General features: G+C 61.6%; 14 protein-coding genes and 2 rRNA genes. 7 read left to right on the plus strand and 9 right to left on the minus strand.

Translation table 11 applies throughout. The annotated features are described in order from the left end of the window. Both BT116_RS29550 and rrf read left to right on the plus strand, forming a co-directional pair. Positions 1 to 265 (plus strand): 23S ribosomal RNA (locus BT116_RS29550); the annotation flags it as partial. Between the two features lie 170 nt (positions 266 to 435). After that, positions 436 to 551, plus strand: a 5S ribosomal RNA gene (rrf, locus tag BT116_RS29555). A gap of 116 nt (positions 552 to 667) precedes the next feature. Here rrf and BT116_RS29560 read toward each other — a convergent pair. Next, complete coding sequence (locus tag BT116_RS29560) at positions 668 to 1,069, minus strand: lysozyme inhibitor LprI family protein (protein ID WP_072349275.1); 402 nt, start codon at positions 1,067 to 1,069, stop codon at positions 668 to 670. Positions 1,070 to 1,221: 152 nt separating this feature from the next. Here BT116_RS29560 and BT116_RS29565 point away from each other — a divergent pair, with 152 nt between their 5' ends. After that, on the plus strand, positions 1,222 to 1,680 hold the full coding sequence (locus BT116_RS29565) for an SRPBCC family protein (protein ID WP_072349277.1): 459 nt from the start codon (positions 1,222 to 1,224) through the stop codon (positions 1,678 to 1,680). 526 nt (positions 1,681 to 2,206) lie between these two features. On the opposite strand, the gene BT116_RS29570 is transcribed toward BT116_RS29565, so the two are convergent. Next, positions 2,207 to 3,154 (minus strand): AraC family transcriptional regulator, encoded by a 948-nt coding sequence (locus BT116_RS29570; RefSeq protein WP_072349279.1) that lies wholly within the window; start codon positions 3,152 to 3,154, stop codon positions 2,207 to 2,209. A gap of 202 nt (positions 3,155 to 3,356) precedes the next feature. Here BT116_RS29570 and BT116_RS29575 point away from each other — a divergent pair, with 202 nt between their 5' ends. Further along, positions 3,357 to 4,094, plus strand: coding sequence for an SDR family oxidoreductase (locus tag BT116_RS29575; RefSeq protein WP_072349281.1), 738 nt, complete (start codon positions 3,357 to 3,359; stop codon positions 4,092 to 4,094). Between the two features lie 82 nt (positions 4,095 to 4,176). Here BT116_RS29575 and inhA read toward each other — a convergent pair whose 3' ends face one another. Beyond that, positions 4,177 to 4,863, minus strand: a complete 687-nt coding sequence (gene inhA / locus BT116_RS29580) for an isonitrile hydratase (RefSeq protein WP_072349283.1) — start codon at positions 4,861 to 4,863, stop codon at positions 4,177 to 4,179. A gap of 99 nt (positions 4,864 to 4,962) precedes the next feature. On the opposite strand from inhA, the gene BT116_RS29585 reads away from it, so the two are divergent. Next, positions 4,963 to 5,955: a GlxA family transcriptional regulator gene (locus BT116_RS29585; protein WP_072349285.1), complete on the plus strand. Its 993-nt coding sequence runs from the start codon at positions 4,963 to 4,965 to the stop codon at positions 5,953 to 5,955. On the opposite strand, the gene BT116_RS29590 is transcribed toward BT116_RS29585, so the two are convergent. Together BT116_RS29590 and BT116_RS29595 are read right to left on the minus strand one after the other, a co-directional pair. Beyond that, the gene (locus BT116_RS29590; RefSeq protein WP_072349299.1) at positions 5,924 to 6,826 is read right to left on the minus strand and encodes an alpha/beta fold hydrolase; all 903 of its coding nucleotides are present in this window, start codon (positions 6,824 to 6,826) and stop codon (positions 5,924 to 5,926) included. The two genes, BT116_RS29585 and BT116_RS29590, sit on opposite strands and share 32 nt — an antisense overlap. A 28-nt stretch (positions 6,827 to 6,854) precedes the next feature. Beyond that, the gene (locus tag BT116_RS29595; protein WP_063325030.1) at positions 6,855 to 7,232 is read right to left on the minus strand and encodes a hypothetical protein; all 378 of its coding nucleotides are present in this window, start codon (positions 7,230 to 7,232) and stop codon (positions 6,855 to 6,857) included. A 622-nt stretch (positions 7,233 to 7,854) separates the two neighbouring features. Here BT116_RS29595 and BT116_RS29600 point away from each other — a divergent pair. Then, a complete protein-coding gene (locus BT116_RS29600) occupies positions 7,855 to 8,220 on the plus strand; it encodes a DUF6124 family protein (protein ID WP_072349287.1) in 366 nt (121 codons plus the stop codon). Between the two features lie 181 nt (positions 8,221 to 8,401). Here the strand turns inward: BT116_RS29600 and BT116_RS29605 are convergent, their stop codons facing one another. From BT116_RS29605 to tam, 4 genes are all read right to left on the minus strand, one after another. Beyond that, positions 8,402 to 10,225 carry a glycoside hydrolase family 15 protein gene (locus BT116_RS29605; protein ID WP_072349289.1) on the minus strand — a complete coding sequence of 608 codons (1,824 nt, stop codon included), beginning with the start codon at positions 10,223 to 10,225 and terminating at the stop codon, positions 8,402 to 8,404. Next, positions 10,218 to 11,018, minus strand: a complete 801-nt coding sequence (locus BT116_RS29610) for an SDR family oxidoreductase (protein WP_072349291.1) — start codon at positions 11,016 to 11,018, stop codon at positions 10,218 to 10,220. The genes BT116_RS29605 and BT116_RS29610 overlap by 8 nt, the downstream gene beginning before the upstream one ends. 279 nt (positions 11,019 to 11,297) lie before the next feature. Then, positions 11,298 to 12,431, minus strand: a complete 1,134-nt coding sequence (locus tag BT116_RS29615) for a cupin-like domain-containing protein (protein WP_072349293.1) — start codon at positions 12,429 to 12,431, stop codon at positions 11,298 to 11,300. Between the two features lie 91 nt (positions 12,432 to 12,522). Next, a complete protein-coding gene (gene tam, locus BT116_RS29620) occupies positions 12,523 to 13,293 on the minus strand; it encodes a trans-aconitate 2-methyltransferase (RefSeq protein ID WP_072349295.1) in 771 nt (256 codons plus the stop codon). A gap of 145 nt (positions 13,294 to 13,438) precedes the next feature. Between tam and BT116_RS29625 the strand changes: the two genes are divergently transcribed. After that, on the plus strand, positions 13,439 to 14,173 hold the full coding sequence (locus BT116_RS29625) for a thioesterase II family protein (RefSeq protein WP_072349297.1): 735 nt from the start codon (positions 13,439 to 13,441) through the stop codon (positions 14,171 to 14,173). The last annotated feature ends 386 nt before the right edge of the window (positions 14,174 to 14,559 follow it).

Here is a 14,559-nt window from a genome sequence, read left to right on the forward strand (position 1 = left end):
GAGGGGCTGCTCCTAGTACGAGAGGACCGGAGTGGACGAACCTCTGGTGTTCCGGTTGTCACGCCAGTGGCATTGCCGGGTAGCTATGTTCGGAAAAGATAACCGCTGAAAGCATCTAAGCGGGAAACTTGCCTCAAGATGAGATCTCACTGGAACCTTGAGCCCCCTGAAGGGCCGTCGAAGACTACGACGTTGATAGGCAGGGTGTGTAAGCGCTGTGAGGCGTTGAGCTAACCTGTACTAATTGCCCGTGAGGCTTGACCATATAACACCCAAGCAATTTGAATGCTCCAAGCCCCAAGGCGAACGAGACCAGATTGCGGTGTGTGAAGACGAAACGAACCGAAAGTTCGAGACGCTCAACCGCAACGCACAAACTATCGCATACCCATTCGCTGGAACGTGACCGCAAGGCACGCGCCGGCTACCGAATTTCTTGACGACCATAGAGCATTGGAACCACCTGATCCCATCCCGAACTCAGAAGTGAAACGATGCATCGCCGATGGTAGTGTGGGGTTTCCCCATGTGAGAGTAGGTCATCGTCAAGATTAAATTCCGAAACCCCTATCTGCTGATGCAGGTAGGGGTTTTGTTTTGCCGAAATGAAAGCGTTGGGCCAAAAAAGGATGACCTGCAGAGGTCATCCTTTTTTGCATCCTGGCTGTCAAGCCTCGGGTACGGGGCAGCTAAGATCCCCTTCCTTGCACTTGAGATAGGTCTTGAACGCCTCGACCCGGGCCTTGGTCTGGGCGGTGATGCAATTGTTATAGATCAGCGGATAGACACTGCCGCCCTCAACCCCAGAGGCGGAGAATTCGCATTCGGCATCCCGGAAGCCTATCCAGGCACGCTGAGCCTTGACCAGCATTTTCTTGGCCTCGGGGTTGTCCTTCAGGCGTGCGGTGATCTGCTTGTACAAACTGTTCAGTTCATTGTCAGCAGCCTTGTTTTCTTTGGCTGCGCATTGGTTCATTTCGCCTTGAGTAGTGGCGTCAGCGCAGTCGTCGGCCTGGGCAACGGCGACAAAAAGCAATGGCGTCAGGGCCAGGAGCAAGCGTAGGGGCATGTTGATCTCTCCTTGAGGGGGTGAAAACGCTGGGGGAGTTTACATCGCGCCGTGCTGTTTAAAGTTGGTGAGCGCTCAACAACGGTCTGATACAACTTTCCGGTTGGCCTTGTGGTCTTACAAGCCTACTGTTGAAACACAGGAGGTGACTCATGCATTCATCCGACCGCATTGAAAGAAAGATCCTGCTCAAGGCCCCGCGATCCCAGGTCTGGCGCGCCCTGGCCAATGCCGAAGCCTTTGGCCAATGGTTCGGTGTCGCCCTTGAGGGGAAACGGTTTGTGGCAGGCGAGCGTACCCAAGGGCAAATCACTTATCCAGGTTACGAACACCTTATCTGGGACGTAGCGGTGGAGCGGGTGGAGCCCGAGCGAGTGTTCTCGTTTCGCTGGCATCCTTACGCTGTCGAGCCGCAGGTAGATTATTCCCAGGAGTCCGAAACCCGAGTGCAATTCGAACTTGAAGACATGGATGGCGGTACTTTGCTCAAAGTCGTGGAGTCGGGTTTCAACAACATTCCCGAGGCACGCCGGCTCAAGGCTTTTCGCATGGACAGCCGTGGCTGGGACGAGCAGATGGCCAATATTGAAGCGTTCCTGCACAAGTCTTGAGCCAGCTGGCTGGCGGAGCTAAGGGTTTTCGGAGGGGCAGGTATAGCGAATGTCTTACACGAGATGGTAGCTATGTCGTCTATTTCATTTTGGATCCGAGGCGTAATCTGGGCTTATCCACTGAAGCACAGGAAGTGTTCAGGATCAGGGACGATCGACCATGCAAGGATTAGCTATCGACAGGGAGTCGTAATGGTCTTGGAAAAACCCGCTTCGGCGGGTTTTTTTTCGCCTGTTGAAAAGCCAGGAAAGTGTCCTATAGCGAAACGCTTACACGCTGTTGGTGCTTTCTCGTCTTTCTCCAAATCACCGGTGGGCCTAATCTATGTCCATCCACTGAGTACAGGGAGTGCTTGGGGTCATGGATGATTGGACCAGGCATGGAATGCCGGACAGGGAGTCAAATTGGTCCTCAAAAAACCCGCCTAGGCGGGTTTTTTTTCGCCTGTGGGAAAGTGACCTGCTCATGCCAGGCGACGGCTCATGGTGCGGTCTGCGGCTGATGTCTGAACCTGTCTGTGTGCGATCAGGCGCTACTGGCTTGCAGGGCCTGGGCACGCAAACGAGCGATGTCCTTGCTCGGCGAGGCGCCGAACAGACGGCTGTATTCACGGCTGAACTGCGACGGGCTTTCATACCCCACCTTGTAGCCAATTGACGAAACGTCGCTGTTCTCTGCCAACAATAACCGTCGGGCTTCTTGCAGGCGCAACTGCTTCTGGTATTGCAGCGGGCTCATGGCGGTCACGGCTTTGAAGCGGTGATGCAGGGCCGAAGGGCTGAGATTGATCATTTGTGCCAGGCTGTCGATGCTCAGGGGCTTGGCGTAATGAGTATTGAGCCACTCGATGGCGCGGCTGATGCGATGGGTCTGGGTGTCGGGAATGGCGATTTCGTGCAGGCGCTGGCCTTGGGTGCCACGCAGGAGCCGGTAGAAAATCTCCTGCTGGGCCAGCGGTGCAAGGGTGGCGATATCGTCCGGGCTGTCCAACAGCCTCAGCAAGCGCAACATCGCGTCGAGTAATGGCGCATCGATGCGATCCAGGAACAATCCACGATCGGTTCTTTCGGCCGGCACGCCTATGGGGCTAGCGTCGGCGATCAGGCGGCAGATCTGTGCCGGATCGATGTCGAGGCGGATGCACAGGTAGGGGCGCTCGGGGCTGGCTTCAATCACCTGGCCGGCCAGTGGCAGGGTCACCGAGACGACCAGATAGTTGAGCGGGTCATACACGTAGCATTCGTCCGCCAGGCGCACTTCCTTGCGCCCCTCGATAATCACGCATAAACCAGGCTTGTGCACGGTGTGCAGGGCTTCGGTCGGCTGGTCGCTACGGATCAGGTGCAAGGCCTCGATGGCCGTAGGGTGGACGCCGAATTCCGGGGCGAAGCGCTTCATCAGGCTCGCCAGTTCGGCGCGGCGCTGGCTGACGCCGTCGTCTGGCGCAATGTGGATGGACGTGGATACCGACATGCCGATCAATCTCCCAGGCCAAATTGAGTGAACCGCGCTAGTAAAGCCGATTGCGCGGCTGTCGGCCAGAGTCGGATCTATCGCTACAGGATCGTGCAAGTGCGCAGGAGGATCCGGCTAACCCAGGCCGTGGTCGGTTCCCTAATCTGGACCTGTCAAAACGCTCCCACCGGGGCCATCACATCCAGACGAGGAAACCATCATGTCCGATATTCAAAACAAAGTAGTGGTCATCACCGGCGCCAGCAGCGGAATTGGTGAAGCTGCGGCGCGGTTGCTTGCGGCTCGCGGTGCTCGCGTCGTGCTTGGCGCGCGGCGCATCGATCGTTTGCAAACCTTGGTGCAGGAACTCGAAGCCGCCGGCCAGCAGGCGGCTTGTAAAGCGCTGGACGTGACTCGTCGTGAGGATGTCCAGGCCTTCATCGATTTCGCTGTCGAGCGGTTCGGTCGGGTCGACGTGATCATCAACAATGCCGGGGTCATGCCGCTCTCCAAGCTCGAGGCGCTGAAAGTCGAAGAGTGGGACCGCATGATCGACGTCAACATCCGTGGTGTGCTCCACGGTATCGCCGCCGGGCTGCCGTTGATGCAGCGCCAGCGCAGCGGCCAGTTCATCAACATCGCCTCCATCGGTGCCTACGCGGTCAGCCCGACAGCCGCCGTGTATTGCGCCACCAAGTACGCCGTGCGGGCGATTTCCGAGGGCTTGCGCCAGGAAGTCGGGGGTGATGTGCGGGTGACGGTGATTTCCCCCGGCGTGACCGAATCGGAACTGGCCGATAGCATTTCCGATGAAGGTGGCCGTGCCGAAATGCGTGAGTTCCGCAGGATCGCCATTCCGGCCGAAGCCATCGCCCGGGCAATCGCCTACGCCATCGAGCAATCGGCGGACGTAGACGTCAGCGAACTGATCGTGCGGCCCACCGCCAGCCCGTTCTGAATCTTGGCCGACCCAAAATGGTGACTGCCTCAAGCCTGTGTCCAGCCCAACATAGTCTGTGTACCAGCCTTGAGGCCCATCGTTACGCCCGTTCCAACCGCGCCGCCGCCCGCTGGGTGATTTGCGAGCGCACCCGGAACGACTCGGCCGCACGCCGGTTCGCTTCTTCCAGCACGCGCGTCGGCGCGGTGTCCGGGCTGCCGGCGTTGAACGGTGGGGCAGGGGCGTATTCGAGCTGCAGCTGGACCAGTTCGGCGGTGTCCTGGTCGAACAGCTCGGCCGCCAGGGTCAAGGCAAAGTCGATCCCGGCCGTGATGCCGCCACCGGTGAGCAGGTTGCCGTCGCGGACCACGCGCTCCTTGATCGGCGTTGCGCCCAGGGTTTGCAGCAGGCTGTGATAGGCCCAATGGGTGGTGGCGCGCTTGCCTTGCAACAGGCCCGCGGCACCGAGCACCAGCGAACCGGTGCACACGGACGTGATGTATTTCGCGTCGGCGGCTTGCCGCTTGATGAAGGCCAGCGTCTGCTCGTCTTCCATCAGCGGCCCGACGCCGGTCCCGCCGGGAACGCAGATCACGTCGAGCTTCGGGCAGTCCTCAAACGTGGTGGTGGGCAGCAACACCAGTCCGGTGCTGGCAGTGACCGGCGCCAGGTCCTTCCAGATCAGGTGGACCTTCACGTCTGGCAATGAGGCCAGTACGTCATAAGGGCCGGTCAGGTCCAACTGCTGGACTTGGGGAAATAACAGCAAACCGATCTGCAACGTCATGTCGCGTTCTCCTTTGGATGATGCCCGAGGGGTGGACGGTTTTACTTTAGATCCGTAGGCTCTGGCGTATACGCCAATAAGCCCACGAATCACGCCAATATGCCCAACCCACCGAAAACCGTTCATGTCCTGGCCTTCGCCAATGTGCAAGTGCTCGATGTCACCGGGCCTTTGCAGGTCTTCGCATCGGCCAACGACCTGGCCCGCCAGCAAGGCCTGCCGCTGCCGTACACGCCGACGGTCATCGCCATGGGCGGTGGAGCGGTGATGTCCTCGGCAGGCTTGGCGCTGATGGCCGAGCCGCTGCCGAGCGAAGGCAGCGACACGCTGTTGATCGCCGGAGGCTGGGGCGTGTACGAAGCGGCGAAGGATCCGGCGCTGGTGGCCTGGGTCAAGGAGCACGGCCTGCGTTCGCGAAGGGTGGCGTCGGTGTGCACCGGGGCGTTCCTGTTGGCCGCCAGCGGTTGGTTGGACGGACGGCGCGTGGTGACGCACTGGACCCGCTGCGAACAACTGGCCGAGCAACATCCGCAATTGCGGGTCGAACCCAACCCGATTTTCATCAACGACGGCCCGGTCTGGACCTCGGCCGGGGTCACGGCCGGCATCGACCTGGCCCTGGCGCTGGTGGAGGAGGACCTGGGCCGTGCGGTGGCGCTGGAGGTCGCCCGGCACTTGGTGGTGTTCCTCAAGCGTCCCGGTGGGCAATCGCAGTTCAGCGTGACCTTGTCGCTGCAAAAGCAGGGCAGTCGGTTTGATGACCTGCATGCCTGGATCGCCGAGAACCTCACCCGCGACCTGGGCCTGTCGAGCCTGGCCGCCGAGGTGGGTATGAGCGAACGCAGCTTTGTGCGGCACTATCGCGCCGACACTGGCCAGACCCCGGCGCGGGCGGTGGAGTTGATTCGCGTGGAAACCGCTCGCCGCCTGTTGTCCGACACCGCTGTGTCGATCAAGCGGGTGGCGGTGCAATGTGGCTTCGGCAGCGAAGAAACCCTGCGTCGCAGTTTCCTGCGGGCCATGGGCGTGACCCCCCAGGCCTATCGCGAGCGGTTCGCCGTCAGCCCTCAAGCAGATCCAGCAATGCCTTGAGCGTGGCCTCGGGGGCTTCCTGGGGAATATTGTGGCCAACACCGGGCAGCACTCGGCGCTCGTAAAAACCCGTGAAATGCTCGACGTCTTCGTCGTGTTCCGACGCGGGCCCCACGCCGTCATCGGCGCCGCACAGGGAAATGCTCGGCACGCTGATGGCCGGTTGTGCCGCCAGCCGTTCCTCCATCCACTCCAGCGTCGGGTCGCCCGGTGCGTACATGAACCGATGACGGTAGGAGTGGATCACCACGTCGACGAAGTCCGGGTTGTCGAACGACGCAGCACTGAAGGGATACCGTTCGGCGCCACGTTTCCAGGTTGGTGACCACAGGCGCCAGAGCAATTCACACAGTTCACGTCGGTTCTGGGTCAGGCCCTCGACACCCCGCGCCGTGTGGAAATAGTACTGGTACCACAGGCGATGTTCGGTTTCCGGGTCCAGCGGCTGCGTGGAACGTGGAATGTCCTGCAGGTTGTAGCCATCGCCGGTCACCAGGCAGCGAACGCGCTCGGGCCACAGCGCCGCGACGATACACGCCGCCCGACCGCCCCAGTCGTAGCCGCACAGCGCCGCCTGGGGGATGGAGAGTGCGTGCATCAGGTCCAGCAGGTCCTGGGCCAACGCCGCTTGCTGGCCGGAGCGCAGGATGGCCGGGTTGTTGAACCGGGTCGGGCCGTAGCCGCGCAGGTAGGGCACGATGACCCAATATCCACGCTCGGCCAAGGCGGGCGCGACTTCATCGAAAGCCCTGGGGTCGTAAGGAAAACCGTGCAGCAGGATGACTGGCTCGCCGCTGGCGGGACCATGCTCTTCGTAGGCGATGCGCAACAGCGGCGTCACTGCGAAGTTGACCTTGGGATCGAGGTTCATGTTGGCCTCCGGCATTGCTCGGTTGCGGTCAGGCGGGTTCCTGGTTCACGTATTTGGCCCGATCCGGCGTGAACGTCACGATCATGTTCGTGCTGGAGCAGGTCAGGGTGCGCTCCTGGGTCAAGTCGATGTCCAGGTCTTCACCGCGCAGGCCCTGCCATTGGGCGAGGTACTTGAGACAGCCGAATTTTTCGTTTTTCTTCAGGCTGCGGCTGACGCCACCTTTCCAGCCCAGTACCGGCAACTCACCCTCCAGGCAGCGTTGCGCCAGTTCGGGAAACTTCATCGCGCGGTCGCGGCCGATTTCCCAGCATTTGATCAGGCCCCGGTCCTGGCCTTCCCAGAGGTCTTCGCGGGTCAGGCCTGTTCGGGGTGGGGTGGTGATGGGGCGTTTGATATGGGTCATGTCAGGTCCTTGAGTCGGGTTTTTATCGGGCAGCTCCGCTGCACCCGTGAGAAGCATCGATCTTAGGAGGGGTTGGCGGGGCTGGCAACTCGAAAGGGGGCGTAACGATAAATGGGCGAATTGCGGTGATTGCTTCTGTGGCGAGGGGATTTATCCCCGCTGGGCTGCGAAGCAGCCCCAAAATCTGGCAACTCGGTATGTCAGGTTAATTGAGGTTGTTCTTTTGAGGGCTGCTGCGCAGCCCAGCGGGGATAAATCCCCTCGCCACAGATAAATTCCCCACCACAGTGGTGCGGTGTTCCTACAAAAAATTAGGTGAACCGGAATTTTCTGACGAGTCGTGTCGGTTGCCGGTTCGGAAGGGGCGGGGATAGGCTTTGCTCGTCGCTGCAAAATCAGCGACCGGGTTTGGTCACCCGTCCAATGTCAGGCGCACACGCGCCAACCTCAGCATGTCGGCGCTTTTTTGTGTGCTTGTCGGTATGCTTTGCGGTGGGCTGTGCGCGGGGCACTTTCGAGTGCGCCGGGTGCCTGACTTCCCGGTTGACCAACCTGCGTATAGCCCACCACCCTCGTTTGGTCACGAGGTGGGTGAGCTCAACTTCAAGTCAGGAGTTTCACAATGGTCAAAATCACCCCCAACCCTCCACGCGCCGAAGACCTTTCTGCCTACACCACCCTCGACACAACAAAACTCCGCGAAGCCGCCGACCGGGCGCTGAACATTCACCTGTCTCCCACCCCAGCCAAACCCGATACCCAGGACGGCCAGGTGTTCACCGTGGTCCCCGGGCTAAACCCCGAATCGGTGCTGACCACCCTCAGCGAAACCCTGGCCTCGGCCGATGCGCTGGTCAGTGACCTGGGATTCGAGCTGGAAGGTTCCCGGCGACACGTAGCGCTGGGGATTCAACAGTTGATCGAGCTGGCCAGATTGCTGGCCAACCGAGCTTTGGATGACATCGAACTGGCCGACTCAACGCGATAGCCAGCGCACCGCTTTCCCTGTGGCGAGGGGATTTATCCCCGCTGGGCTGCGAAGCAGCCCCCCAAACAGCCCGATTAACCTGACACACTGGGTGGTGGTTTTTGGGCCTGCTGCGCAGTCCAGCGGGGATAAATCCCCTCGCCACAAGGATCTGTTCACTCTAAAACTAGGGCAGCCCGGTTCACGGCTGCCAATGAGTCTTCTCCCCGCTCAACTTGCGATCCAGGAAGCTCGCCGCGCTGATCAACGCCAGATGAGTCAAGGCCTGGGGCGTGTTGCCCAAGTGGTAGCCGTGGCTGTCGAATTCTTCGGCGTACAGCCCCAGCGGGTTGGCGTAGCGCAGCAGTTGTTCGAATTCCAACTGGGCTTTTTCCACGCGGCCGGCGCGGGCCAGGCATTCGACGTACCAGAACGAGCAGGCCGCGAATGAGCCTTCGATGCCGCTGAGGCCGTCGATGGGGCTGTCGTCGTTGCGGTAGCGATAGACCATGCCGTCGCGCACCAGGTTTTTTTCGATGGCATCGAGTGTCGAGAGCCAGCGCGGGTCGCGGGCGCTGACGAAGCGCACCAGCGGCATCAACAGCATCGAGCCGTCCAGGGCGGTGCTGCCCAGGCGCTGGATGAAGTGCTGGTGTTCGTCGTTCCAGAAGTTCGTCCAGATGTCCTGGTAGATGGCCTGGCGCGTTTCGTCCCAGCGGGCGAACGGGGCGGGCAGGGAGCGTTTTTCGGCCAGGCGGATGGCGCGATCCACCGCGACCCAGCACATCAGCCGCGAATGCAGAAAATGCTGTTTGTCGCCGCGCATTTCCCAGATACCCACATCCTTGTCCTGCCAGACCTTGCACACTTGATCGACCACGTCGACGGTGTGTTTCCAGCCTTGATGGGAGATCGCTTCGCCGTATTTGTTGACCAGGTACACCGCGTCCATCAACTCGCCGAAAATATCCAATTGCACCTGCTGGTAGGCCAGGTTGCCGATGCGCACCGGCTGCGCATTGCCGAACCCGCTCAGGTGCGGCAGCTCGGTTTCCGGCAGTTCCAGCCTGCCGTCCAGACCATAGAGAATATTGAGTTTGGTCGGTTGATCACAGCAGTCGCTGACCCGACCGCGCAGCCAGCGCATGTAGGCGTTGGCTTCTTCGACGAAGCCCAGGCGCATGAACGCATAGACGGTAAAGGAAGAGTCGCGGATCCAGGTGTAGCGATAATCCCAGTTGCGTTCGCCGCCGCGGGTTTCCGGCAGGCCGAAGGTGGCGGCGGCGAGGATGGCGCCGTGTTTGCGCGAGGTCAGCAGCTTCAGCGCCAGGGCCGAGCGGTTGACCACTTCCCGCCAGCGTCCGCGGTAGGTGGACTGGCCGATCCAGCCGCGCCAGAACGCCAGGGTGCGTTCCAGGCAAATCGCGCTGACATCGTCCTGAAGGCGCGGGTCGTCGATGTCACCCAGCAGGAATTCGGCGCTCTGGCCCTGCGCCAAGGTGAACTCGGCCACCGCCGCATTGCCGTCCAGCGTCATGGGCTGGTCGGAGCATAAGCGCAGGCTCGGTTGCCCCGGCGCTTCGAAACAGATGTGGGCAGCGTCCTGGCGCGCAGTGGTGGCGGCCCGGGCGTAGTCATGCCGTACGGCGCAGCGCATGCGAAACGTCGCGCTGCCGACGGTCATGTGCACTTTGCGCATCAGCACCGGTAAATCATCCTCGCTGTCGCCGATGGGCAGCAGGTCGGTGACTTCCACCACGGCGCCGTCGCTCAGCCAGCGGGTTTGCAGCACGTTGGTGTCGGGCAGGTAGATCTGCTGGCGGCGGGCATTCGGCAGGTCCGGGGCCAGTTGGAAAATGCCCGCTTCGGGCGTATCCAGCAGCGAACAGAAGATCGATGGGCTGTCGAATTCCGGCCAGCAGAAAAAATCTATGCTGCCTTGGTCATTGACCAGCGCGGCGCTGCGCATGTCGCCGATGATGCCGTGGTTCTCGATGGGGCTTTGCGGTTCGTCATGGTCAGCCATTGCCGCGAAACCCCGGATAAAGGCTCATCCCGCCATCGATGAACAGCGTGGTGCCCACCACATAATCGGACAAGTCCGAGGCCAGCCAGACCACGGCGTTGGCGACATCCTCCACATCGCCGACGCGACCGTAAGGAATCAGCTCCAGCAGTTTCTGTTCCTGCTCGCCCTCGGTGGCGTCCTGGTTGATGGCCGTGCGGATGGCGCCGGGGGCGATGCTGTTGATGCGGATGCGTTGGTGGCTGGTTTCCTGGGCCAGGCTCTGCATCAGCAGATCGACCCCGCCCTTGGACGCGGCGTAATTGGCGTGGCCCGCCCAGGGAATGCGCTGGTGCACCGAACTCATGTGGATGATCTTGCCAGCGGCCCGGGACACGCCCTGGCGAATGCCCTGGCGGGTGAAAATCCGCAGGGCGGCGCGAGCGCAGAGGAACTGGCCGGTGAGGTTGGTGCCGATCACGGTGTTCCAGTCTTCCAGGCGCATGTCGACGGTGGCGGCGTCTTTTTGCAGGCCGGAGTTGGCGACCAGGATATCCAGCGCGCCAAACGTTTCGAGGGTCTGGGCGAACAGGCGTTCGACGTCCGGCTCTTTCGACACATCGGCCCCGACGGCGATGGCGCGGCCGCCGTTGGTGTTGATTTCACGGGCCAGCGTTTCAGCCGGGCCGGCGCTGGAGTGGTAGTTGAGTACCACCGCGGCACCCGCGTCTGCCAAGGCCCTGGCCGCGCCTGCACCAATGCCGGAGCTGGCACCGGTGACCAGGGCAACCTGTCGGGCGAGGGATATCTGCATGGGCTTAGCACCTTGAGTGGAGGGCTTTACCTGCTGACTGGTGTGAGGTGGTTGGAGTTCACTTGGGTGAAGCGATCTTCACAATCCACTGAACACGCCACCCATGCCGAACACAAAATCTGTGGCGAGGGGATTTAACCCCGCTGGGGCGCGAAGCGGCCCCCATTCAAACCGCCTGACACACCACCGTTGCCAGGTTTTGGGGCTGCTGCGCAGCCCAGCGGGGATAAATCCCCTCGCCACAGATAAATCCTTCGCCACGAAAGCGGTGTTCGGCTGTTACCAACCCCGCCCCGAATTCACCCAGAAATTCACCGACAACGACGTGGACACTGACTCCACCTGATGGAACCAGCCTTCCGGCAAAAACAGCAAATCCCCAGCCTCCAATGTCACGCGCAGGAAGGTCACGTCGCGAGCGTGGGGGAAACGTTGGTAGTCCGGCGCGTCCGGGTTGAAATCACAGCCGTCCAGCCCACCTTGGGGTGCCGTGGACCACGTCCCCAACGCTTCACGATGATGAGGCGCGGCGAGGGTGAAGGTTTTCTGCCCCCAGACCTGGGCAAACAGGTTATCGGTGTCATCGCGGTGCAGCGGCGTCAGGGTGCCCTTGGGGCCGATCCAGATGCGCGGTGGGATGAACAGCGACGGGTCGAAATAGGGCGGATATTGGATCTGCTCCATCAATTGCGCCGGCAGGATGTTGTTGCCCATGTAGGCCGGTGGTTCGCCGTCGGCGCCCTTGGTCGCCGGGCTGTCGAGGGAGGCGATGAAGTCGGCCATGGACGTGGAGCGGAAGTCCCGCTCGGTGGAGAAGGTCTTTTTCACGTAGTCGCCGTGGCGGGTGATGCCTTGCAGCTCGGCAAAATGCACCAGGGACTCCTCGCGGCTGAGCTTGAACAACGGCCAATCCTGCAAGGCATCGCTGATAACCACCGGAATGCCATGGGGCAGGTAGCGTGCTTGAAACTCCTGCACCGACAGCTCACTGCGAGGGCGACGCTCGACGCTGCGTTGAGTGGGCAGGCTGGCGGTGAGTTTTTCGCTGAAGCGCGACGGGGTGGGGTAGCGTTTGTTCATGTCGACCTTTTCCACCACGCCACCGCCGTGCCGGGCATGGTCGATGATCTGCGGCAGCAACGTCGCCAGGCCCATGTTGCCGCCGATCTTCAGGCGCCCGCTGGCGAACAGTTCCTCGACATTGGCCAGGCCCGCCATGATCCCGAGGAAATCCTTTTCCGCCACCTCGATGGTGACGTCGGGGCTGCTGTGGCGGCCAACCTGGGTGCGACTGCTGGCCTTGACCTCGGACCAGTACGCCTGGTGCGGGCCGAACACGAATTGGAAGACGCCTTCGATACCAACGGCGCCGGCATTGGCGAACAGCTTGCCCAGGATGGTTTGCAGGTCCACGGCGGTCACTCTTGCGGGTTTTTGGTCTTAGCAGGTAACGAGGGCCTGGAGCAGAAATTTAGCCCCCATCGCTGCGTCATCGACCGTCGCCCTAGCGCGTCGCGACCATGAACACCCGGGGAAATGGCAGCAGCACGGTGCCATCGTCCAGGGCGGGATAAGCCTGTTCGATCGCCTTGAGGTACTGCGCCAGATACTGCTCGCGTTGCGCCTCATCCAGCGGTTCGAGAAACGGGCGCAAGCCGCTGCCCTTGAACCACTCCACCACGCCTGCGGCGCCACCGGCCAAGGGGTGATGGTAGGTGGTGCGCCACACATCGACGCGGCTGCAGTGGGGCTTGAGAATCGCGTAATAGGTGCTGGCGTCCTCTACCTCGGTCCGTGAATCAGCCGCCCCGGCCAGTTGACTGGCCCAAGGGCCGTTGGCAGCGATTTCCCGCATCAGGCGGTGGGAGGGTTGGTGCAGGGTGTCGGGCATCTGGATCGCCAGGCTGCCACCGGGGGCGAGTTTGCCCACCAGCGAGGGCAGCAGGGTGGCGTGGTCGGGCAGCCATTGCAGCACGGCGTTGGCGAAGATCACGTCGAACGGCCCGGGTTCATCCCATTGGCCGATGTCGGCGGTGTCGAACGCCACGGCGGGCAGGCGTTTGCGTGCGGCCTCGACCATGTCGCTGGAACTGTCCAGGCCGCGCACCGTGGCGCCGCTGAAATGCTCCACCAACAGTTCGGTGGAATTGCCCGGGCCACACCCCAGGTCGATCACTGAGCGGGCCTGTATGGGGGGAATGGCGGCGAGCAGGTCCCGGGACGGACGGGTGCGTTCCTGTTCGAAGGTGACGTATTGCTTGGCGGACCAGCCCATGGCGTTCTCCTGTGCGGCGCAGTGAGTCGAGGTGCCGCCAGTATAAGGTCGGGCGAAGACGATGTAGCGAACGTAACGGTTTTGACTAATTCTGTAGGTTACGATTTCGTTATCTTCCCTACACGACCGATCGGAGAAAACCGCAGTGACCCAACTGACCCTGCTGTGCCTGCCTTATTCCGGCGCCAGCGCGATGGTGTACAGCCGTTGGCGGCGCAAGTTGCCGCAATGGCTGCATGTGCAACCGGTGGAACTGCCGGGGCGCGGGGCGCGCTTCGACGAGCCGCTGCACACCGACATGGGCCCGTTGGCGATGCAACTGGCGCGGGAGCTGTCCGCGACGCTCCAGGCCCCTTACGCCTTGTTCGGCCACAGCCTGGGCGCGTTGCTGGCCTGCGAGATCGGCCATGCCCTGCGTGAACTCGGCTGCCCGGAACCGGTGGCGCTGTTTGCGTCCGGCACCGCGGCGCCGACGATGCGCGCCGACTATGACCGCGGTTTCGCCGAGCCGAAAACCGATGCTGAACTGATCGACCAGTTGCGCACCCTCAACGGTACCAGCGAGGAAATATTGGCCAACGAAGAGCTGATGGCCCTGACCTTGCCGGTCCTGCGAGCCGACTTCCTGCTGTGCGGACGTTTCCAGCCGCGAATCCGACCGCCGCTCAACTGCCCGGTGCATGTGCTCGGTGGCACCGCCGACAAGGCCACCACGGAGCAACTGATTGGCTGGCGCCGGGAAACCACGGGCAGCTTTTCGGTGGACATGCTGGCCGGCGGGCACTTCTTCATTCATGAGCACGAGGCCAAGGTGTTGCGGCTGATCAAGGATCAGTTGAGCGTGCATCATCGGCGGCATGGGTTGGCCATCAGCGCCTGAGGCACAAATAGCCTGCTGTTGTAGCGAGGGGATTTATCTGTGGCGAGGGGATTTATCCCATAGGCGCTAACCAAACCCCTCGCCCCGTAGCCCGTCTCGCTGGTATCCCCGCGTGTTTCGCGGGGACTCACGTAAAGCATTGCTAAAGTAATCCCATTGCTCAAGGCAATCGAATAGCGACAAACATGGACCGATTGCGCCACAAAGCAGCCAAAGGACAAACGCCATCTCACGCCAGCGAGAGCGCCGCAGATCCACCTGCTCCCGTTCGTTTTTTTGTGAGCTCTTCCTTTGGCTCAGGGGAAAAATGCTCGCCTTCTGCGATCAACCGCTCGATCAGGCAAGCCACCAATAATTTCCCTTGCAGCCAGGCTTTTGCACCTTCG

Origin of the sequence: Pseudomonas sp. NFACC16-2 (genome assembly GCF_900119205.1) — a bacterium.
Taxonomy (GTDB): Bacteria; Pseudomonadota; Gammaproteobacteria; order Pseudomonadales; family Pseudomonadaceae; genus Aquipseudomonas; species Aquipseudomonas fluorescens_Q.

Bases quoted from the DNA above. Each gene is read 5' to 3' on its own strand.
- inhA (WP_072349283.1), bottom strand. From the start codon at position 4,863: ATGACGTTGCAGATCGGTTTGCTGTTATTTCCCCAAGTCCAGCAGTTG.
- BT116_RS29560 (WP_072349275.1), bottom strand. From the start codon at position 1,069: ATGCCCCTACGCTTGCTCCTGGCCCTGACGCCATTGCTTTTTGTCGCC.
- BT116_RS29595 (WP_063325030.1), bottom strand. From the start codon at position 7,232: ATGACCCATATCAAACGCCCCATCACCACCCCACCCCGAACAGGCCTG.
- BT116_RS29590 (WP_072349299.1), bottom strand. From the start codon at position 6,826: ATGAACCTCGATCCCAAGGTCAACTTCGCAGTGACGCCGCTGTTGCGC.
- BT116_RS29565 (WP_072349277.1), top strand. From the start codon at position 1,222: ATGCATTCATCCGACCGCATTGAAAGAAAGATCCTGCTCAAGGCCCCG.
- BT116_RS29605 (WP_072349289.1), bottom strand. From the start codon at position 10,225: ATGGCTGACCATGACGAACCGCAAAGCCCCATCGAGAACCACGGCATC.
- BT116_RS29570 (WP_072349279.1), bottom strand. From the start codon at position 3,154: ATGTCGGTATCCACGTCCATCCACATTGCGCCAGACGACGGCGTCAGC.
- BT116_RS29610 (WP_072349291.1), bottom strand. From the start codon at position 11,018: ATGCAGATATCCCTCGCCCGACAGGTTGCCCTGGTCACCGGTGCCAGC.
- BT116_RS29575 (WP_072349281.1), top strand. From the start codon at position 3,357: ATGTCCGATATTCAAAACAAAGTAGTGGTCATCACCGGCGCCAGCAGC.
- BT116_RS29600 (WP_072349287.1), top strand. From the start codon at position 7,855: ATGGTCAAAATCACCCCCAACCCTCCACGCGCCGAAGACCTTTCTGCC.
- tam (WP_072349295.1), bottom strand. From the start codon at position 13,293: ATGGGCTGGTCCGCCAAGCAATACGTCACCTTCGAACAGGAACGCACC.
- BT116_RS29585 (WP_072349285.1), top strand. From the start codon at position 4,963: ATGCCCAACCCACCGAAAACCGTTCATGTCCTGGCCTTCGCCAATGTG.